The sequence below is a fragment of the Arcanobacterium ihumii genome, from assembly GCF_900604515.1.
Taxonomy (GTDB): domain Bacteria; phylum Actinomycetota; class Actinomycetes; order Actinomycetales; family Actinomycetaceae; genus Arcanobacterium_A; species Arcanobacterium_A ihumii.
This window is the reverse complement of the sequence record NZ_UWOS01000001.1, coordinates 303,067-324,002: the sequence shown is the minus strand read 5'-3', so window position 1 is coordinate 324,002 and position 20,936 is coordinate 303,067. Positions and strand designations below refer to the sequence as shown.

The following is a 20,936-nucleotide window of genomic DNA, read 5'->3' as shown; positions in this document are numbered from 1 at the left end:
ATATGCCAGAAAAATCAATTTCTCTACAACCGCGCGATATTCAATCGATCGACGCGGCGAAGTTGTATTATTCTGGGATGACGCAGGCTGAAGTTGCAGATAAATTGCACGTTGCGAGGCCAACTGTGTCTAAACTTTTGGCACACGCAGAAAAGCGTGGCTTCATTCGGGTGCAAGTGTTAGACCCGCGTGAGCGCGATGAAATGCTCGTTGACACCCTTGTTCAGCGCTATCACTTGCTTGATTTGATTTTGGTTAGCCCAGCGCGTCCAGACGATGATTCTCTTCGCCAGGCCTTGGGACAAGCGGGTGCAACCCTCCTCAAGTCACTGGTACGCGACGGCGATATGATTGGCGTCGTTCCATCACGAACGGTAGCGGCGCTGGCGGATCATCTTGAACGCATGCCTCGCAGAGATGTCACTGTGGTTCAGGTTTCGAATGGGCTTTCTGAACCGCGAGTTGCTGACGGGCAGCCTACGACTCTTCAACGCCTAGCGCAGGCATTTGATGCTCGTTGTGTAGCACTCACAGCGCCAACATTCTTAGGTTCAGTTGCTGTACAAAACCGTTTGATGAAGGTACCGGAATTTCGCCACGTCCTTGATCTTGCAGTTCAAGCAAGGATCGTCCTTTACACGGTGGGGGACATTAAAACTAATCGCCATCTCATTGAACGCAGTCCGCTTACACAGCATGATCGAGAAGATCTCTTTGCGCGTTCGGTAGGGGATATTTGTTCTCGGTTCGTAGACGAGTGTGGCCGGGTTTGCCTTCCTGATTTCAATAACCGAACGCTTGGTATCTCTTTGCCGGATTTACGGCATAAAGAGCAAAAGATCCTGGTTGCTGGGGGAGCATCGAAGATTAAAGTGATCCGTGCAGCGTTAGAAAATGGGTATGTGAATCGACTGGTCACAGATGTAGATACGGCAAGAGCAATCGTTCAGAGTGAGTCTATGCAGTCCTATTTGCGTTCTGTCTGACCTAGTATCAATGTTGCTATTTAAGTGTGGAACATTTGTGCCGCTTGGGAACTTATGGGCGAGTTTGTTGTCTAGAACACGTTAAAAATATCAAGTTTTCCTTGATTTAAAGCCGTTTTCGTTAAATTTCGCTTAGAAATCGGACCTCTTTATAAATGCTTGATCCCTTGTTAAGTTGTGGATAACTGCCCAGAACAAAGGAGTTTCCACGGTGAATAAATCAAAGATGATCGATCATACCCTGCTAAAACCTGATGCTTCTCATGCACAAGTAGCACAATTGTGCTCTGAAGCAATCGAGTGGGGGATGGGAGCGGTATGCATCAATCCTACGTGGATCGAAACCTGCGTCGAATTGCTCGCTGGATCTGACGTAAACATTTGTACCGTCGTCGGCTTTCCACTCGGTGCGATGACATCAGGTGCGAAAGCATACGAAGCAAAGCAAGCGGTCGAAGCCGGTGCGGTTGAAGTTGATATGGTGATCAATATCGGTGCGGTTAAAGACGGAAACTGGGACCTCGTTGAATCGGACATTGCTGCCGTCGTAGACGTTTCTGGAAGCGCCCTTGTCAAAGTGATCCTAGAAACCTGTCTCCTTACCGACGATGAAATCGTGCGTGCTTGCGAAGCATCCGTTGCGTCGGGCGCAAGGTTTGTGAAAACATCGACCGGTTTCTCGACCGGCGGTGCGACAGCTCATGCTGTTTCACTCATGCGGAAAACAGTTGGTCCCGACTTCGGAGTCAAGGCATCAGGCGGAATCCGCACCGCCGCTGATTTTAATGAAATGGTAAATGCTGGAGCCAATCGCATTGGAGCATCGGCCGGCAAATCACTCATCGGAGAGTAAAATGACAACAATTGATAACTCCACCCACGAAAAGGGTGTGAAGAACGAAACTTTTGGTCTCGTTAAAGATCCGTCCCTTCAACTCTCGGACGGTTACCTCAACAAGACGCCGATTCTCCAGTACATTCTGCTCTCAATCTGCTTCCCGATGTGGGGTGCAGCCGCGAGCTTGAATGACATCCTCATCACCCAGTTCAAGGCGATCTTCGAACTTTCAGACTTCGCATCTGCATTCGTTCAATCCGCTTTCTATGGTGGCTACTTCCTTCTTGCTATCCCAGCATCGCGAGTTATCCGTAAGTGGAGCTACAAATCGGGCATCTTGGTTGGTCTGAGCTTCTACATTATTGGTTGTACGCTGTTTTTCCCGGCTTCACATATGGCAACCTACACCGTGTTCCTCGCAGCGCTCTTCGCCATTGCAACCGGTCTTTCCTTCCTTGAGACCTCGGCAAATACTTACTCCTCGATGATTGGTCCTCGCCGTCTTGCAACTCTTCGTTTGAACATATCACAGACCTTCTACCCGCTTGGCTCAATCTTCGGTATCTTACTTGGTAAGTACCTTATCTTCACCGAAGGCGACGCGCTCCACAAGCAACTCGGCGAGCTTTCTGGTGCAGAGCGCACTCAGCTTGCGAACGACATGCTTCAGCGCACCTTGCAGCCTTACCGCTTCATTATCATCGTTTTGGCTATTCTGTTCATCATTATCGCAATTACCCAGTTCCCACACTGCAAGCCAATGCGTGATCATCACGAAACCAAGGCGACAATCGGTGAGACCCTTTCTTACCTGGTCAAGAATGCTAAGTTCCGTGAGGGGATCCTCGCTCAGTTCCTATACGTCGGAATGCAGACGGCGGTTTGGTCATTCACGATTCGTTTGGCTCTCAACCTTGACGACAGCTTGAATGAACGCGCAGCATCCAACTATATGGTTGCAGCATTCGTTGCCTTCTTCCTTGGCAAGGTTTTCGCGAACATCTTGATGACGAGGTTCAATGCTGACCTCGTGCTCATTGGCTACTCGGTTGCTGGTGTTCTTGCACTTGCTTACGTTATCTTCGTACCAAATATGACCGCTGTTTATGCCGCGATCTTGACCTCCGGTCTCTTTGGCCCTTGTTGGGCAACCATCTACGCTCGTACCCTTGACTCAATTGAAGACAAGCGTCACACCGAAACCGGTGGCGCCGTGATCGTTATGTCGATCATTGGTGGTGCAGTAATCCCAGTTATCCAAGGTTTCGTTTCTGACTCAACCGGTTCCATGCAGACCGCGTTCTCAGTATCGCTCGTTTGCTTCTTGGCCGTGCTTGTATACTTCCTGCGTCGCTACCGTGCAGGCAAGGTCGCTTGAGAGGAAATAGATAGATGTTAAGAATTCCATTACATCGCAATACATTTACCGAAGCAGAGAAAACCTTCGCCCAGAATAATGATTTCAAGGTAGTAGGTTTCACCTATCCTAAGGGAATCGAATCAATTCGGATCGAGAACTCCCGTGGATACGTAGAAGTTCTACCCTTCATGGGGCAAATCATCTGGGACGCCAACTTTGATGGCAAATCCCTCCGCATGAAGAACATGTTCGATGCTCCTCAGCCGTGCCGCGAAATTGTTGACACATACGGTTGCTTCGCATTCCATTCGGGTTTGCTTTCCGCAGGGTGCCCAAGCCCAGCTGACTCCCACCCGCTACACGGAGAATTCCCGACGGCGACGATGGATTCCGCTTGGCTTGAAGTTGAAGGAAAAAAGGTTCGTATAGTTTCGTCTTACGAGTACGTTCAAGGCTTTGGTGCACACTACCGTGCGCAACCATCGGTTTTGATGACGGCAGATTCTGCTCTGTTCGATATTGATCTTGGCGTAACTAACCTTTCTGCTTACGCACCAATGCCGTTGCAGTACATGTGCCACATGAACTACGCGTTCGTCGAGAATGGTATTACCCGTCAGTCACTTCCAGACGACGCATTCCAACTCCGTCGCTCGGTACCTGCGCATGTCAACCCGACCCCACGGTGGACTGAGATTAACGAACAGATTTTGTCTGGAAAGATCGATGCGAACTCCTTGGCAGAAGCCAAAGAGTTCGACCCTGAGATCGTCTACTTTGCAGACAACCTGCCACAATATGGAGAAACTGCCGAATTCGAGCTTTCTGCTCCAGATGGAACGACGTTTGTGACTAAATTCAAGACGGAATCGTTCCCAGTGGCAACGCGTTGGATACTTTTCAATGCGGATCAGCAAGTGGCAGCCTTTGTTCTTCCAGGGACATCCCGTCCAGAGGGATTCTTGGCAGCGAAGGAGGCTGGAACATTGATTCAACTTGGGGCTGGCGAAACAAAGTCATTCTCAGTGACCACCGGAATAAAGGAGAACTAGGGTGGATATTGCAGTAATCGGTTCGAACATGGTGGATTTGATTTCATATATTCACCGTATGCCTAAAGAGGGCGAAACGATTGAAGCACCCGATTTTAAGCTCGGCTGTGGTGGAAAAGGCGCCAACCAAGCAGTAGCAGCTGCCCGCCTTGGGTCGGATGTCCTTATGCTTACCCGCGTCGGAAATGATGTTTTCGCAGATAATACGATTCAGAATTTCGAAGCAAACGGAATTGACACTAAGTACGTCATTCGTACCGAGGCTACTTCTGGTGTTGCACCGATCTTCGTTGATCCTGAATCACATAACTCGATCATCATCGTGAAGGGTGCAAATGCGCAGCTTTCTCCACAGGATATCGAAGATGCCAAAGAAGATATTTCCAAGTGCAAACTCATTGTTCTGCAGTTAGAAGTACCGCTTGAAACCGTATATGCTGCAATCCGTTTCGGAAAAGAACACAACATTCCAGTTCTGCTAAACCCAGCACCTGCTCAGCCAGACCTCGTTCTAGCTGAAGTTAAGGACTGTGAGTACTTCGTTCCAAACGAGTCTGAGCTTTCTCTTCTTACCGGAATGCCAGTTGATACGGTTGATGATGTTCGCAACGCCGCGGGAGCATTACTCGAAGCGGGCGTTAAGAACGTAATCGTTACCCTTGGCTGGAGGGGCGTTCTATGGGTTAGTAACGAGAAGGAAATTCTTCTTGCTGGTACTCAAGTCAACGCTAAAGACACGACCGGTGCAGGAGATGCGTTTATCGGTTGCTTCAGCCACCACCTAGTCCAAACCGGTGACGTTGAAGCTTCGCTGCGTATGGCAAACCTTTACGCAGCGGATTCAGTAACCAAGCTCGGAACACAGACCTCATATGCAACTCGCGATGAGTTTCTCAAGGCGTTTCCAGAAGTTGAGGCCTGATAGCTGATTCCTTACGGACGCGGATGGATCGGGTTGATTGCCCAAAAATGGTGCGCCCCTGGTAGATCGAAAAAATAAACGGAACTACCAGGGGTGCACTTTTGTTTTATTGTCTTACGAATGCGCCGTGCTTTAAGAGGGCTCAACGTATAAGTAACGTAACGACGCTTTGGGCGACGGTTCGTATTAAGGACGTTGCCCTCTTAGAAAAATTGCCGGAGCGTAAATAGTGGTTGTAACAGCTACTACACACTATTCAAAACCGCTATGAAAAAATATGTTTCTACTTCACGTGGGATATAACGCCGTCGTCCGAAATATGATGAGCGTTATGCGCAGCTGTCTCAATCGAACCCGAAAGAGCAAGCATCGAACCTCCCACGATAACGCCTCCACCAACGAGATTTCCAAGCCCCACGAAAAGGAAATTGCGTGCGGCTTCGAGGAGAGTCGCTTGATCAATGCCGTGGAAAAGACCGAGGGAGAAGGTAGTCATATTGGCCACAACGTGTTCAAATCCCGATGAAATAAACGCAGCTACGCAAAGGAAGATGATGATCATCTTACCGGCGTCGTTCTTGGTGCGAGATTGACTCCAGATAGCGAAGCAAACAAGCACGTTACACATGATTCCACGGGTAAAAAGAGCAAGTGAAGATTTCTCTGCTTTCGCCACAATCAACATTTCAAGCATTCCTTGAGCGGCGGTATCGCCGTGAAATACGTGCGTGCCACTCATGATAAGTGACAGAAAAATCGCACCGATTAGATTTCCGAGAAAAACTAGAAGCAAGACGATCGCAGCGCGTTTCCAGGATATAAGGCGTCCAGTCGCAGCTTGGGGGAGTGCCATCATCGCTGAAGTAGCGAGGTTCGATCCGGAGGTCACAACCAAGATGAGGCCGACACCGAACGAAAGGCCCGCGATAAGCATGGCAGCGGGCGCATGGGTTACGTAGAACGGACCCGCAGTGGTGAACATAGCGATGTCTGCAACTCCAATAAGAGCACCCGCGAGCATTGTTGAGATAATGAAAGTTCCCGGGCTTTCCACCTCGTGTGCTTTGTGGCGACCCGACTTCATCTGAATGGAAAGAGTGTTGTTAAGTGATATCACCCAGCCATTCTCCCTAACATTTAGCCGAATAACGTGGGACCTTACTCGAAAAATGTGGTCATTTAGTTCACATAATGAATGGGGCGGCATTCCCATCCCAATGCCGCCCCATTCTGTGTGGCTAGCCCACACGGCAAAGAATCACATTTTAGAGCGTAGTGTGATTCTCTCGTTTTACTTGTGTCGAGCTGTGTGCTCATCCATGAGCTTGCGCTCGTACTTGCCGACGATCATCATCAAGATGAAGGCGAGGGCAACAACTACAATTAGGCAGATGTAGGTGACGTTCCATCCAAAGTTGTGAATGAGAATACCGACGCCGGTAGATGCAAGGGAGGCCCCAAGGAGGTAACCGAAGAGTCCAGTGAATCCTGCGGAGGTTCCTGCAACGTGCTTAGGCGAAAGATCGATTGCCTGGAGTCCGATGAGCATTACTGGACCATAGATCAAACCACCGATCATTGCGATCAAGAGGTAGAAGATCCAAGCTGGTGCAGTTGCTGGGAGCTGCCAGTAGATCACGAGCGCGATTCCAACACCGGCAATGAAGAGCATTCCTGCTCCAGAACGCCAGCCCTTGAATACCTTGTCCGAAATCCAGCCGCAGAGCAGGGTGCCTACGATACCGGCGATTTCGTAGATGGAGAATCCGAGGATTCCGCCTTCGGTATTTGTTACGCCAAGTTCAGTGGTGAGGTAGATCGGAATCCAGTTCAAGACACCGTAACGTAGCGTGTACACGAATACGTTGGCGACTGCAAGGAGAACAATGACTGGATTGGTAAGTACGTGGGTCCATACCACCTTGAACCAAGAGCCTTCGAGCTCGGAGGTATCGCTGACAACTTTTGCTGGGTCATCGTTGTATTCTTCGATTGGAGGGAGTCCAAGCGATTCAGGATTATCATGAATGAGTAGGAATGCAATTGCTGCTACGACGAGTGCGATGATTGCCGGGAACCAGAACGCCGGGGTCCAGTCAGCTTCAGTGCGCTGCCAGTGTGCAAGTGCGTACGCTGCTGCGATACCGACGCCGGCGCCACCCACGTTGTGAGCACAGTTCCAGATCGACGTCTTCCAGCCACGCTCCGAAGTTGAGAACCACTGGACAAGGACGCGGCCTGACGGAGGCCATCCCATTCCTTGGAACCAGCCGTTGATGAACATGACGGTTGCAAATACTCCGACGCTTGCGGAAATCGCCGGAATAAATGCGATTGCGAGGTTCGTGATTGCTGAGAGTGCAAGACCCAGTGGCAAAAAGTAGCGGGCATTTGCTCGATCAGACAGCATCGCCATGAAGAACTTGGAAAGTCCGTAGGAGAAAAGAACTGCGTTTGCGACGATACCGATTCCAACCGTGTTGAGGATATCGTGTTCCTTCAACATAGCTGAAACAAGAGAGACGTTATTCCGGATCAGGTAGAAACCCGCGTATCCAATGAAGATACCCATGAAGGCATTAAAACGAGCCTTCTTGTACACAGATGCGATCTGTGACTCGGGGAGTCGCGGTGCTGGTCCGGGAGCGGATAAGAATCCGAGGCTTTTTGCCATGATTGCTCCTTCACATATTTTTGAAACTTCAATGTTTCAATTACATATCTAAGGATGCATGGAAGAGAGTAACCAAGGATTCGTTCACGGTCACAGTTGGTAACAGCCTTGTTACCGAGGCGTGTCGCAGTGCGAAGCTTGTCGTTTAGGTATTAATCGCCTGTTGTGCCGATTGGATGTATCCTTGCTGAGCTATGTCTATTTAACGCCGGCGTTATGACGACGTATCGAGGATCTTAAGGAAGTATCCACGGGAACGAATCGACGAAATTTCAATTTCCTCGATACCTTGCTGTGTAAGATCCCTACGTAAACGGTAGATTGACGTCTTAATCATTTCGCGACCACCAGTCGTCTCCGCTGTATTCCAAACGTGCGAGAGAATATCGCGATGGCTGACGATATCGCCGTATTTCTGTGCAAGTATTCCAAGTAACCTGACTTGGATCTCGGTCAGATCTAATTTTGATCCATTCCAGTAGGCAGTGGAATCAGCGCTGTGAATGCTAAGGGGACCGATTTCGGTAGTGGGGAATACATCGTGATCACCGAACCGTCGCGCGGCTGCAAGCGCGCGCAATGCAAGTTCGCGGGGTGAAAATGGCTTAGTTACATAGTCATCCGCGCCGGCTTCGAGGCCGCGGATGCGATCTTCTTCATCGCCGAGTGCCGTCAACAAAATAATGGGGAACTTTAGATGGTGATGCCGAATCTTCTTCGTAAGTTCGACCCCTGAACCGTTTGGCAGCATAACGTCAAGAACAGCGAGATCGATCCAATTTTTCTGAATTAAACTCCATGCGTCACCGGCATTCTTAGCGTCTAAGCATTCAAACCCTTGGGTTTCCAACGCGAAGCGGATGATAGAAACCATCTGAGCTTCGTCGTCGACGACGAGTGCAACAGGTTTTTTCATACGCTTTCCTTGGTCTGCTATGAAGGTGTTCTTAACTGCTTTTAGGAATCTTTTGGTGGCACATGCGGAAGGATTATGTGAATCACGGTTCCAATCCCTACTGCTGAGTCTACTAGGATTTTTCCATGGTGAACGTCAACGATCTTCTTTGAGACCATCATTCCTATCCCGCTTCCGGGGCGGCGAGTACTTCCTGAATAGAAAGGGGTGAAGAGGTTTTCTAGTTCTTGGTCGGTCATCCCACCACCGTTATCTGTAATCGAGATATGGGCACCGGTTCCTTCGCCGTTCTCGATTCGTACCGTGATTCCGTCTTCACTCTCGGCATGACGTGCAGCGTTATTAATCAGGTTCCACACCAATTGCCGAATGAGTTGTTTATCCGCATAGATAGGAAGTAAACCTCCTGCGGCATCGATATTAATCGGGATTGGGAAAATTTTGCGTATCTCACGGGCAGTATCTGCGATGATAGCTCGAATGTTGATTTCTTGGAGTTGTAATGGACGAATCTCCATATTGAGGTCAATAAGGAAGTTTTCGGCGATATCGATCGCTTGGCGGGAGTTTTCAAAAATGGTGTCCACAAAAGAACGTTGTAGTTCGTTTAATGGTCCGGGAGTTTCCTCAGCTAGGAGCTCAGCTGAACCTTGCACAAGGGAAAGCGGAGTTCGAATTTCATGTGAAATCATCGCAGGGCGGCGTTCTAGGTAGTCATTACGAATTTCAATTTTGGTGAGTTTTCGGTGGAGCTCACGATTCGATTGCCACTGCGCAATAATAACTACTGCTAGCACTGATAGCACTAGAACAACGGAAAGCAAGGAAACAAAGCTGAATATGTTAGCTTCCATAGGGAACCACCCACCCATAGTCGATTTCGAGATGTACTCCTTGACCAATATCTTTTGCTAAACCATGGGAAACTTCGCGAACAACGATCGTGCCGAGCTCGGTTTCGACTTCGTATGCGTAAAAACTGCGTGAATAGAAACGATCAATGATGTGGCCCCTGATAACTGATGTTCCAGTTTCTCCCTCATTGCTGGGAAGTATCCGGATGCGTTCAGAAGGAATACACAGAACTGATTTTTCACCGTCAAAATTTCCAGGGAAGGCACAAAATTTCTTCCCTAGGGAAACACGATACGGTGTAGAAGTCCGATCGACTTTGATGTCAACGATATTGGGGATCCCCATAAAATGTGCAACGAAGCGAGACTTTGGCTGCTCATAAACCTCCTGTGGACGGGCGCACTGAACGATTTCGCCATCGCGAATGATTGCCAAGGCATCACCCATAGCGCAAGCTTCGTCAACGTCATGAGTTACGTAGACGGCAGAAATATTGAGACGACGGATGTGCAAAAGAATATCTTTTCGGATTACTTTACGGACAGAGTCATCTACATGAGCGAGAGGTTCGTCGAGAAGGAGAAGGTGAGGGCGCCTGATGAGGGTGCGTGCTAGCGCGACTCGTTGGCGCTGACCTCCCGAGAGTCGTGAAGGTTTTTCTTCAGCGATACCCGAAATGTTCATTTCCGCCAAAGCAATGTCAATCATGTCGTGGTACTTGTGGTCAGCCATCACCGGATCGTCTAGACCGTAGGCGACGTTTTGCCACACGTTCATATTTTCGAAAAGCGTTGGATCTTGTGATACGTAGCCGGTTGGCCTCCGATCGATCGAATGATGGGTGACGTCTTTGCCCCCGATGCGGATTGACCCCTTGGATACATTGAGAAGTCCCGCTAATGCTTGCATCAGTGTAGTTTTTCCCGATCCTGAAGGTCCAACCAGGGAAAGAACCTTTCCCGGCTCGATCGATAGTGAAACGTTTCGTACTACCGGTTCGGGTTTTGAGCCACGATGAATACTTATGTTCTTGACGACGAGTCCGTGATGGGATTCGGTGGGAGAGGGAAAAGGTTGCGTCTTAAATCGGCTCATGGCTCCTCCGGCGGTTTAGGAATAATAGTAGGCCACCAAGACCGATTACGAAGAATGTGATCGAAAGGAGTGACGAGGCGGCAGTGAGCGCGTAGACCACGGAGTCATTTCCTTCTTCAGCAGCGGAAACGATTGTGGGACCGATCTGAGGGAAGGTTGCCGAATCAACGAAGATTGATGGGGTGTTGCGGGCTAACAACAAGCCTAGTAGCAGCGCGAAAGTTGGGATCCAAACAGAGAAAACGTTCGGCAAAATAATCGTGAAGAATATTCGGATTCTACCTGCGCCAAGATCGCGAGCAGTAAGGACGGCAGGTCGATAGGTTTCAAATACTGAATAACTCACGAGGTGTGCTACTGGGAACGCGATGCTCAGATAAGAGAGTGCGATCGCAAAGTATCCGTTTCCATAGCCCGCGTTTCCAACTAGTGGTGGAACGAGGTATAGCCCACCAATCGCTATCCAATCTTGGTGCAGGAATGCGATTAAGATTCCTCCTGCTGTTAGGGAAATGAGGAGCTGGAAAACCATCAATGAATTGCAAATAGCAGCTAGTTTGGGCCGATGAAGTGTAATGCTGGCTGAATAAAGACTCAATGCCCAAGAAATCAGCACAACTGGAATCACAGAAATGGCCGTAGACCATAGAGCGTGGCTGAAACCAAAAGGTAGCTTTGTTATGTCCGCTGCTGTTGATCCTAAGAGTCGCCCTGGGAGGAAGCCGTCAAAAACGATACGGATAAGAATTAGGATCGTGAGTCCAAAGTATATACCGCTAATCACTTTACCTAGCCGTACTACGAGTCGGGTGAGAGGGAATTTCCAGAAAATATTTCTTTCGTCGTCTGAAATCGCTACTGAGGAAGCAGTTGAACTTTGCAGAGTCGCGCTTAGTATCAATGCTGCGATGATAGACAACAACACCAGTGCAGCGGTATGCGGAAGGGCGAGTGTTTGGACTTCGCCGGAACTTAGTACGTGGAAGATATGGTTTGAAAGGAACGGAGTGGTTCCTCCGAACACAAGGTGAAGGGATGGATCTGCAAGGAGGATTCCGGTGCCGAGTACAAAGGAAAGGATGATTGCTTGAGCTAATGTGGATTTATGTGCTTTCCACATCCAACGTGGTGATCCAAGAGACAGTTGCAGGCTTTGGATAACTAAATGTGAACCTAGCCGGTCAAGAACGAAGAGTTCAAGCAGTACCGAAAAAGGAAAGACCGAAATGAATTGAGTGGCGATAATGATTGTTTCACCATAAGGAGAGAACTGGAAGTGCCCGGTGGAAAGAACAGTCGCAACGGCTAATGGTGAAATTGTTAGCGGAATACAAAGGAATCCTAGATAAAGCAGAAGTTTGCGAGTAGAGAGCGCCATCATCGTAAGCGCAATAGGCAGTGCAACGAGGCTGGCAACGATACTGCTTAAAGATGTAATTGCGATGGAATAAGCAAAGTTAAAAACGAAGGCGTGGGCAAAGTAGTTTGGTATCGCGATGTAAAGGGTAACAATGATTCCTATTATGCTACCAAGCAACCAGAATATTAGCTGTTGCGGTCGGTTGACCTGTGCAATAACCAAATGTGGCAACGGGAGAGGACGTTTAATATTGACCATTTCTCACCACGTTTATCCAGTTTGAAATTAACATGCTTCGTAAGTGTGCGTTGGTGGTGATTCGGTCTGTGAAAATAGGTGCTCCAACCGTGCTCAACGCTTGATTAAGATTGTTATCTAAACTTGGTGAAATCGGATTTTGCATAGCTGATTCCGCACTGATTTCTTGGCCTTCATCAGAAGCTGCATACTGCACAAACTTTTCAGCGACATCGGGGTTAGGCGCATTCTTAAGTTTCGCAATGCCACCAATCTCGAATCCTGTTCCATCTTTTGGATAAATCGTAGTGACGTCAGCGCCACGAGCGCGTTCGCGTTCGCAGTAGGGAGCAAATGTAATGCCTACATCTACCTTCTTTCTAGCAACGAGCTTCGCCGGCGCAATTCCTGAGTCCGTGTAGGTAGAAACTCGGGAATCGAGTTGCTTCAAGAAATGATTCATATCTTCTTTATTGTGTTTCCGAAGGTACTGAACCCACAGCATCGTTCCCGCCGTACCTGATGTTGCGGGATTCGGAGAAGCAAGCGAGATTCCATTGGTTTGAACGAGTTCTTCCCAGCTGTGAGGCTGGTTCCTAATTGAATCAGATACACAAAAAGCGAGAACACCCCCGTAAATCCCAATCCAGGTTTGATCTCTACCTTGAACGAAAGTAGTTTCTAGAATTCCGGCGTCGTCTGCCAAAACATAGGCTTCGGTCGGCCCACCTACCCAAACATCAAAGTCATTGCGATATTTCATGCCTTTAAGGCGGGCAAGTGCTTCTGAAGTTGGAAGGCGCACGACAGAAACTCGTTTATGTGAATTTTTCTCAAAGGAGCGCGCCAGCGCCTCACACGATTCCAAGTTATTTGAACATATGACGTTAAGCTGGGAGGAAGTTGGTCGGATAAAAAATACCAAGAGAGCAAAGAAAATCAAAACTACTAATGTAATTGCAAAGCGTGGCATCATCGACCGCGACCATCGTGATTTGATTTCCAATTTTGACCAGACCTCGTTACCGATTTATCGACCGGATTTAATGACCTACCTGGCAACCGGCCATCCAACCGGCTGAGTGTATGACTGCCCACGCTCGGCGGCTCTCTTAGCGAAGTAATTCGCGGTCTCTGTATAGGTTTCGAGCTGGCGGGCCATGAGTTCTTCCAGACTTGAAGAAGCCGCGTCTGGGAATTTGCGAAGGATTGCTCCCAAAACCCGAAGTGTCACAAGCACGTCCGCTTCCGCATTATGGAAGGAATCATCATCCCAAACGCCGTAGTGCTGAGCAACCAGTTCTAGCGTGCGTTTTCCACGGCGCCACCGATCAAGGGTCTTATCAAGGATAAAAGGATCCACCACCGGGGAAATTGGATGCCCGAGCCGTTCTTCTAACGTAGGGAGGTTATGCCGGCTCAACTCGCTTTCGATAAGCGTCAAATCATACGAAGCATTAAATGCGACGATTGCGTGCTTCTGCTGCATATGGAAGTGTAGGAGCTCGGCTAACTCACTGAGGACCTCCCGGATTGGACGACCCTCCCGGCGTGCTTTCTCGGTTGAAATACCGTGGACGTTTTGGGCAGAAAGAGGGATCTCAACTTCTGGATCAGCCAGCCAGTAATGCTTTGTGATCTGGTCGGCATCAACGACGACGACAGAAGCGGTAACGAGCCGAGCCTCCGTTGGATCGACACCCGTTGTTTCCGTATCAAAACCGATGATTGGGTTATGAGACCACATGATTCCTCTTTCTTTTTGGTGCTTAAAAGTATACGGCTTTATTCCTGTCAATTTTCATAGCCGTGACCATCGAAAGCTGGAAAGGCAAAGTTCAAGCATAAAAAATCTTATGCACACTATAAAAGTCTGTTCAGTTCCTGCACAACGTAGTCGGAAAACGATAGGCTTAGAAAATGAGTAATGAAGTAGAAATTGGTCGCGGAAAACGCGCTAGCGTCGGGTATTCTTTTGATGACATTGCTGTAGTCCCATCACGGCGAACGCGAGATGCGGCTGATGTGTCAATTTCATGGCAGCTCGATGCCTACTTGCTTGATGCTCCGATTATCGGCGCGCCAATGGATTCGGTAACCTCACCTCAGACGGCTATTGCCATGGGCAAGATGGGAATGCTTGGAGTCTTAGATCTTGAAGGTATTTGGACTCGATATGAGGATCCCGAACCGTTCCTAGAAGAAATTTCTGAGCTGCCTGACGATGCTGTTTTTGCTCGTATGCAGGAGATTTATCGCGAACCTGTGAAAGCTGAATTAATCTCTGCCCGATTAGAAGAGATTCGAGTAGCTGGAGTGCCAGTTGCAGGAGCGTTGTCTCCACAAAGAACTCAGGAATATTGGAAGACGGTTGCTGATGCTGGCGTTGACCTTTTCGTCATTCGTGGAACGACGGTTTCTGCAGAACATGTTTCTTCTAATCGTGAGCCACTTAACCTCAAACGTTTCATCTACGAACTTGACGTACCTGTCGTCGTCGGGGGAGCAGCGTCGTACACGGCGGCTTTGCACCTGATGCGTACCGGGGCGGCTGGAGTCCTCGCCGGATTTGGTGGAGGGGCAACGACGGCGAATCGGCGCACGGTAGGTGTAGCCGTTCCAATGGCGACTACGGTTGCAAATGTTGCTGCCGCGCGTCGCGAATACATGGACGAAACAGGTGGACGATACGTCCACGTTATTGCTGACGGTCAGATCTCGACCTCGGGAGACCTTATCAAGGCGATTGCGTGCGGTGCCGACGGCGTAATGCTCGGTACGGTGTTAGCGCGTGCTAACGAGGCTCCCGGACGTGGCTATCACTGGGGAGCTGAAGCCCATCATAAGAATCTTTTACGTGGTGAGAGGGTCAAGGTTGATCAAGTTGGCAGCTTGGAAACCATTATTAATGGGCCATCACAAGATGCCACCGGAACCACCAATCTGACCGGAGCGCTTCGTCACGCTATGGCAATGACTGGTTATTCGGATGTCAAGGAATTCCAACGGGTACCTGTTTCAGTTGGGCAGTACTAGTCCAACGCGAACCAATCAGTTGCGAATGACCATATCACGTGCAAATGGCCAGACCAAATCCGAATATGCCGAACAAATCCGTGCAGTAGCACTAAATTATTCGAATAAGAGTTAGCGCCTGGTGTAGAACTTGATAGTTCTACACCAGGCGCTAACTTTGCCCGTGCTTAAAAGATTCAGGAAAACTCAAAAACCTGAATCTTGGTTAGAGCCCGGGGCGCTTTCCTAGGGTTACGCTAACTTCTTGCGAACCAGCAAAGAAATCATTGCCCTTGTTGTCTACGACGATGAAGGCAGGGAAGTCCTCTACCTCGATACGCCAAACTGCTTCCATTCCCAATTCTGGGTACTCGAGCTGTTCAACCTTCTTGATGCAATCTTCAGCCAATTGAGCAGCTGGTCCGCCAATAGATCCAAGGTAGAATCCACCGTTCTTTTGGCAAGCATCCGTTACTTGCTGAGAGCGGTTACCCTTAGCAAGCATCACCATAGATCCACCCAGAGACTGGAATTGGTCAACATAGGAATCCATCCGTCCAGCGGTTGTTGGGCCGAATGATCCTGATGGTTTGCCTTCTGGAGTCTTTGCAGGTCCAGCGTAGTAAACAGGGTGATCTTTGAGATACTGCGGCATCTCACCACCATTTTCGATGCGTTCGCGAATCTTGGCGTGGGCGATATCGCGGGCAACGATCATCGGCCCTGTAAGGCTGAGGCGGGTCTTAACTGGATACTTGGAAAGCTCTTCCAAGATCTCGGGCATCGGACGGTTGAGGTCGATCGCAACGACGTCGCTCTCTTCTGAGTGTCCAATCTCTGCGTCCGTGGTGGCAGGAAGGAACTGACCAGGGTTGTGTTCAAGTTCTTCGATGAAGATGCCCGCTGGAGTGATCTTTGCCTTTGCTTGACGGTCTGCCGAACACGAAACTGCAATTGCTACTGGTAGCGAAGCACCATGGCGTGGCAAACGTATGACGCGAACATCGTGGCAGAAGTACTTGCCGCCGAACTGAGCGCCGATGCCGATCTTGCGGGTAACGTCGAGTACCTTTTCTTCCATCTCAAGATCTCGGAAACCGTAGCCCTCTTCACCACCATGAGTGGGGAGCTCATCGAGGTATTTTGCCGAAGCGTATTTCGCCGTCTTCAATGCGTATTCGGCAGAAGTTCCACCAATGACGATTGCCAAGTGATATGGAGGGCACGCTGCTGTCCCCAAGGAGCGGATCTTTCCTTCAAGGAATGGCATCATTGCGTCTGGGTTAAGAATTGCCTTGGTCTCCTGATAGAGATAGGACTTATTAGCAGAACCGCCACCCTTTGACATAAAGAGGAAATGGTATTCCGCTTCATGACCAGGGTGAGTATCTGCGTAAAGCTCGATCTGTGCCGGGAGATTTGTGCCTGTATTCTTCTCTTCGAACATCGTCAGCGGAGCGTTTTGCGAGTAACGCAGGTTATACTTTTCATAGGTGTTCTGGACACCTTGAGAAAGTGCCTTCTCATCCACTCCAGGAGTTAGAACATGTTGACCACGCTCGCCCTTGATAATGGCGGTTCCGGTATCTTGACACATTGGCAACTCGCCATGAGAAGCGATATTAGCATTGCGAAGCAGTGTTTTGGCAACAAAGCGATCGTTTGGTGAAGCGTCGGGATCTTCGGTAATTTTTACAAGCTGCTTCAGGTGAGCGGTGCGCAAGAAATGATTGATCTCGTAGAAAGCGGTTTCCGCAAGGAGCTCCAGCGCTGATTCCTCGACCTTGAGGAACGTCATCCCATCCGGACCTTCCACGGTGCTAACACCTTCGGTAGAGATCAGGCGGTACTGCGTCTTATCTGGACCTACCGGAAGCATATCTTTGTACTTAATTTCAGCCATTTGTTTATTTCTCCTCTGAAAACTAGCCGATACGCCAAGCCTAATAGCACTTCAAAAAGGTTGTCGGGGTATATCGACCCTTTAATTCGCAATAGTTTCCTTGCGTAATTTGAAGTTCTACATAAAGAGGAAGTTAAACACCCGAATAGAAGATGTCACTTTTTGAATCGGTATACGTTTGTTTCGCGAAGCTCAAACCCAGCACGCTGATAGAGTCGGTTTGCTGCTTCTCTGGTTGGGCGAGATGTTAAGTCGATAGACTTCACGCCCTTCTTCTTGGCAAGGTCAATTGCTGCCTCTACGAGTTTTTGACCAGCGCCTTGACCTCGAGCTGCTTCATCAACTACTACGTCTTCGATCCAAGCACGCCAGCCGGTTGGAATCTCAAATGTAACAAGAGTAAGCATTCCAAGAATAGGGCGGGTAACATCGTCGTTCGCATCATCAGAGCGGTAGGCAAGGAGGTAGATGTTGTCTTGGCTTAAGAACTGCTCGAGCTGATCGATATTCATCGGCGTAGATGAGCGTGAAAGCTGAGGAATGAGGGTTAAGAATGCTTCTTCAAGTTCTGGTGTTGCAGTATCAATGATTTCGATTGACATGTCGAGGGCCTCCCATTGTGGTTTATTCAGTAGCAATTCTAGAGCAATTTAAGATAGATAAAAGGACGCTGGTATGGTTCGATAACGGACAAACACACCAGCGTCCTCGTTACATGCACGAAGCCTGTTGCTCTAATTTTCCTGAGACATCACGCGATTATTAAGAAATCAGATAAGCTCCATCGCCTGTTGTGCAATTGCAAGCTCTTCGTTCGTCGGGATAACCATCACGCGGATGGCTGAATCCTCGGTTGAAATCGTGCGTGGTTCCTTGGAACGAACCCCGTTGACTTCGGCGTCGATCTTCACACCGAATGCGGTTAGACGTTCGCACACGGCTGCGCGTAGGCGATCGTCGTTCTCACCAGCACCAGCGGTGAACGTGATGACATCGAGTCCACCCATAACAGCGGTGTATGCGCCGATGTAGTGCAAGAGGCGGTGAACGTAGACGTCAAGTGCTTCGTGCGCATTGGCATCGCCTGCATCTGCACGCTCCCAAACCTTACGCATATCGTTGTCCCCACAAAGTCCCTTGAGGCCAGACTTCTTATTGAAAAGGGTGTCTACTTCGTCGGTGGACATTCCCGCTACGCGCTGGAGATGGAAAACGACCGCTGGATCGATATCTCCGGTGCGAGTTCCCATAACGAGCCCTTCAAGTGGGGTTAGACCCATCGAGGTATCAACCGCGTGACCGTTGACGACGGCGGAAACCGAAGCGCCGTTACCAAGGTGAAGAACGATCTGCTTGAGATCGTCTCGATCGAGTAAATTGGAGACCTTCTCAGAGATGTACTTGTGGGAAGTTCCGTGAGCACCGTAACGGCGGATTTCGTACTTGTTGGCGATCTCCCGATCGAGTGCGTAAACAGCTGCTTCTGCTGGGAGCTGCTGGAAGAAAGCGGTGTCGAATACTGCAACGTGCGGAACATCAAGGAGTTCGCGAGCAACTTCAATACCCTTCAAATGTGCTGGGTTGTGAAGTGGTGCTAGTGGGCAGAGCTCTTCGATTTTCGCCTGAACGGCGTCGTCAATAAGCGCGGCCTTGCTGAAGTACTTTCCACCCTGAACGACGCGGTGCCCAACAGCCTTAATCTGAGCGTCTTGGAGCTTCGGACCGACGGTGTCAAACAGGTCAAGTACCTTGCGAAGACCATAGCCATGATCTGGAATTTGCTCATCGAGGTTGGTTTCGGTGCCGTTGTACTTGTGCTCAATATGGCCAATTTCTTCGCCAATGCGCTCCACAAGTCCCGAAGCGAGCGAAGCGCCAGTTTCTGGGTCAACGAGCTGGTACTTGATCGAGGATGAACCCGAGTTAATAACGAGAACTGTCATGAACAACAATCTTTCTTTGTTTTCTCAGCCCTGCGCCTGAATCGCAGTAATGGCAACGGTATTGACGATATCTTCAACGAGAGCTCCACGCGAGAGATCGTTAACAGGCTTGTTTAGACCCTGAAGAACTGGGCCGACGGCGACGGCACCAGCGGAACGCTGAACCGCCTTGTATCCGATATTTCCAGCGTTGAGGTTTGGGAAAATGAAAACATTTGCCTTTCCTGCAACCGGTGAATCAGGGAGCTTGGTGGCTGCAACCTTGGTGTCCACAGCGGCGTCGTATTGAATTGGGCCTTCGACGGCGAGTTCAGGGTTGCGCTCACGTACGATCTTTGTGGCTTCGACGACGGCGTCCACGTCCGGACCCTTACCAGAGGTTCCGGTGGAGTAGGAAAGCATGGCAACCCGGGCGTCTACGCCGAACTGAGCCGCGGTTTCTGCCGAGGAGATCGCAATCGATGCAAGCTGTTCAACAGTTGGGTTGGTAGTCACTGCACAATCGCCGTAAACGTACACGCGGTCTTCCATAAGCATAAGGAAACACGAGGAAACGAGGTCTGCTCCTGGCTTCGTCTTGATGATCTGGAAGGAAGGAACAATGGTGTTAGCAGTGGTGTTAATTGCCCCGGAAACCATTCCATCGGCATCGCCCATGTGGACCATCATCGTACCGAAATAGGAGAGATCCTGAACGGTGGTGTATGCCTGATCGTAGGTAACGCCCTTCTTTTCGCGTAGACGCGCAAATTCGGTTGCATATTTATCTAGTAATTCTGGATCCTGGTTGGAAACGATTTGCGCCTTGGATAGGTCGAGCTTGAGCTCAGCTGCACGGGCGTGGATCTTTTCTGCATCGCCAAGCAAGGTGATGTCTGCAACCTCACGAGCCAAGAGTTCATCGGCGGCGGTGAGAATACGATCGTCGGTAGATTCTGGAAGGACGATGCGCTTACGGTTAGAGCGAGCTCGAGCGATGAGAGAAGCGGTGAAGCTCAGTGGGGTAATAACCGAGGATCCATGCTCCATCGCAGCCTTGAGCGAAGCAACTGCCGTGGCATCAAATTCGCGTGGACCACCGTCTGGAATCGAGATGATGGTGTGATGATCCATATCCGAAGGCAAAGCGATAGGGAAATCCTTAGGAGCGTCGGTGACGATCATTCCGGAAACGGGTGCATGCTCTTCGGAAATTTCGTTGGAGACGAGGTGTGCGATGGTTTCGATCTGCTCGGAGGAACGAAGTGCGCCGGAGATAATTGGAAGAACAGAGGTGCCGAGGTTTGCTGCGGCGCGACCGGTACGGGAAAGAACACCTGGGTAGAGCGGATCTCCATCAAGTAGACCGATGATCAAAACGGCGTCGAAATTGTGGGCGTAGTCGGTGTAGCGTTTAACCACGGTGTTCATGGCATTGTTTTCATCTGCTACGTAGGCTTGACGGGTTGTGCCCCATGCGATGTCCAGATCTTCTGAACGTCCGGCAGCTTCCAGCAATTCACGGAAAGCGATATCGTCCTCGATAGGACCGTTGGTAAATGCGCGGAAAATTCCAAGGTTTTCGTAATTTTCACGTAGCTTCTCCAAGCATGCCTGAACTACTCCGCGGGTTCCGGCATTTCCTTCTGCCGCGGTCAAATAGACGCTCTTTGTCACGAGATTTTCCTCCCCGAAGCGGAAAATAGCCGCTTCAATAAATGTGAAACCGGTGCTCCTATATAGCGTCTAACCACGAATCATTGTGGTGAGGCGCCATGCATCGCCTTCCTATTTCATTTTC

General features: G+C 49.6%; 18 protein-coding genes. 6 read left to right on the top strand and 12 right to left on the bottom strand.

Going from position 1 to position 20,936, the window contains the following annotated elements:
- Window positions 1-2 precede the first annotated feature (2 nt).
- From EIH22_RS01405 to rbsK, 5 genes are all read left to right on the top strand, one after another.
- Window positions 3-986: a sugar-binding transcriptional regulator gene (locus EIH22_RS01405; RefSeq protein ID WP_124054039.1), complete on the top strand. Its 984-nt coding sequence runs from the start codon at window positions 3-5 to the stop codon at window positions 984-986.
- A 211-nt stretch (window positions 987-1,197) separates the two neighbouring features.
- Window positions 1,198-1,839 carry a deoxyribose-phosphate aldolase gene (gene deoC / locus EIH22_RS01400; protein WP_124054038.1) on the top strand — a complete coding sequence of 214 codons (642 nt, stop codon included), beginning with the start codon at window positions 1,198-1,200 and terminating at the stop codon, window positions 1,837-1,839.
- Window position 1,840: 1 nt separating this feature from the next.
- Window positions 1,841-3,202, top strand: coding sequence for an L-fucose:H+ symporter permease (fucP, locus tag EIH22_RS01395; RefSeq protein ID WP_124054037.1), 1,362 nt, complete (start codon window positions 1,841-1,843; stop codon window positions 3,200-3,202).
- A gap of 14 nt (window positions 3,203-3,216) precedes the next feature.
- Entirely contained in the window at window positions 3,217-4,236 is a 1,020-nt protein-coding gene (locus tag EIH22_RS01390) for an aldose 1-epimerase family protein (protein ID WP_124054036.1), read from the top strand.
- A 1-nt stretch (window position 4,237) separates the two neighbouring features.
- Window positions 4,238-5,158, top strand: a complete 921-nt coding sequence (rbsK, locus tag EIH22_RS01385; protein ID WP_124054035.1) for a ribokinase — start codon at window positions 4,238-4,240, stop codon at window positions 5,156-5,158.
- A 283-nt stretch (window positions 5,159-5,441) separates the two neighbouring features.
- On the opposite strand, the gene EIH22_RS01380 is transcribed toward rbsK, so the two are convergent.
- The 8 genes from EIH22_RS01380 to EIH22_RS01345 form a co-directional block, all read right to left on the bottom strand.
- On the bottom strand, window positions 5,442-6,275 hold the full coding sequence (locus EIH22_RS01380; protein ID WP_124054034.1) for a formate/nitrite transporter family protein: 834 nt from the start codon (window positions 6,273-6,275) through the stop codon (window positions 5,442-5,444).
- 174 nt (window positions 6,276-6,449) lie between these two features.
- Entirely contained in the window at window positions 6,450-7,832 is a 1,383-nt protein-coding gene (locus EIH22_RS01375; RefSeq protein ID WP_124054033.1) for an MFS transporter, read from the bottom strand.
- A gap of 214 nt (window positions 7,833-8,046) precedes the next feature.
- Complete coding sequence (locus EIH22_RS01370) at window positions 8,047-8,748, bottom strand: response regulator transcription factor (protein WP_124054032.1); 702 nt, start codon at window positions 8,746-8,748, stop codon at window positions 8,047-8,049.
- A gap of 41 nt (window positions 8,749-8,789) precedes the next feature.
- The gene (locus tag EIH22_RS01365) at window positions 8,790-9,602 is read right to left on the bottom strand and encodes a sensor histidine kinase (RefSeq protein WP_124054031.1); all 813 of its coding nucleotides are present in this window, start codon (window positions 9,600-9,602) and stop codon (window positions 8,790-8,792) included.
- On the bottom strand, window positions 9,592-10,698 hold the full coding sequence (locus tag EIH22_RS01360) for an ABC transporter ATP-binding protein (protein ID WP_124054030.1): 1,107 nt from the start codon (window positions 10,696-10,698) through the stop codon (window positions 9,592-9,594). Before EIH22_RS01360 ends, EIH22_RS01365 begins: the two co-directional genes overlap by 11 nt.
- Window positions 10,685-12,316, bottom strand: coding sequence for an ABC transporter permease family protein (locus tag EIH22_RS01355; protein ID WP_124054029.1), 1,632 nt, complete (start codon window positions 12,314-12,316; stop codon window positions 10,685-10,687). Before EIH22_RS01355 ends, EIH22_RS01360 begins: the two co-directional genes overlap by 14 nt.
- Window positions 12,303-13,268 carry an extracellular solute-binding protein gene (locus EIH22_RS01350; protein ID WP_268808215.1) on the bottom strand — a complete coding sequence of 322 codons (966 nt, stop codon included), beginning with the start codon at window positions 13,266-13,268 and terminating at the stop codon, window positions 12,303-12,305. The genes EIH22_RS01355 and EIH22_RS01350 overlap by 14 nt, the downstream gene beginning before the upstream one ends.
- Before the next feature lie 78 nt (window positions 13,269-13,346).
- A complete protein-coding gene (locus tag EIH22_RS01345; protein ID WP_124054027.1) occupies window positions 13,347-14,042 on the bottom strand; it encodes an exonuclease domain-containing protein in 696 nt (231 codons plus the stop codon).
- Between the two features lie 173 nt (window positions 14,043-14,215).
- On the opposite strand from EIH22_RS01345, the gene EIH22_RS01340 reads away from it, so the two are divergent.
- On the top strand, window positions 14,216-15,331 hold the full coding sequence (locus EIH22_RS01340) for a GuaB3 family IMP dehydrogenase-related protein (RefSeq protein ID WP_124054026.1): 1,116 nt from the start codon (window positions 14,216-14,218) through the stop codon (window positions 15,329-15,331).
- A 205-nt stretch (window positions 15,332-15,536) separates the two neighbouring features.
- Here the strand turns inward: EIH22_RS01340 and EIH22_RS01335 are convergent, their stop codons facing one another.
- The 4 genes from EIH22_RS01335 to pta all read right to left on the bottom strand — a co-directional run bounded on the left by EIH22_RS01335 (window position 15,537) and on the right by pta (window position 20,812).
- Entirely contained in the window at window positions 15,537-17,213 is a 1,677-nt protein-coding gene (locus tag EIH22_RS01335; RefSeq protein ID WP_124054025.1) for a fumarate hydratase, read from the bottom strand.
- 155 nt (window positions 17,214-17,368) lie between these two features.
- On the bottom strand, window positions 17,369-17,815 hold the full coding sequence (locus tag EIH22_RS01330; protein WP_124054024.1) for a GNAT family N-acetyltransferase: 447 nt from the start codon (window positions 17,813-17,815) through the stop codon (window positions 17,369-17,371).
- Between the two features lie 168 nt (window positions 17,816-17,983).
- On the bottom strand, window positions 17,984-19,156 hold the full coding sequence (locus tag EIH22_RS01325) for an acetate/propionate family kinase (protein ID WP_268808209.1): 1,173 nt from the start codon (window positions 19,154-19,156) through the stop codon (window positions 17,984-17,986).
- A gap of 24 nt (window positions 19,157-19,180) precedes the next feature.
- Entirely contained in the window at window positions 19,181-20,812 is a 1,632-nt protein-coding gene (gene pta / locus EIH22_RS01320) for a phosphate acetyltransferase (protein ID WP_235001722.1), read from the bottom strand.
- Window positions 20,813-20,936 lie beyond the last annotated feature (124 nt).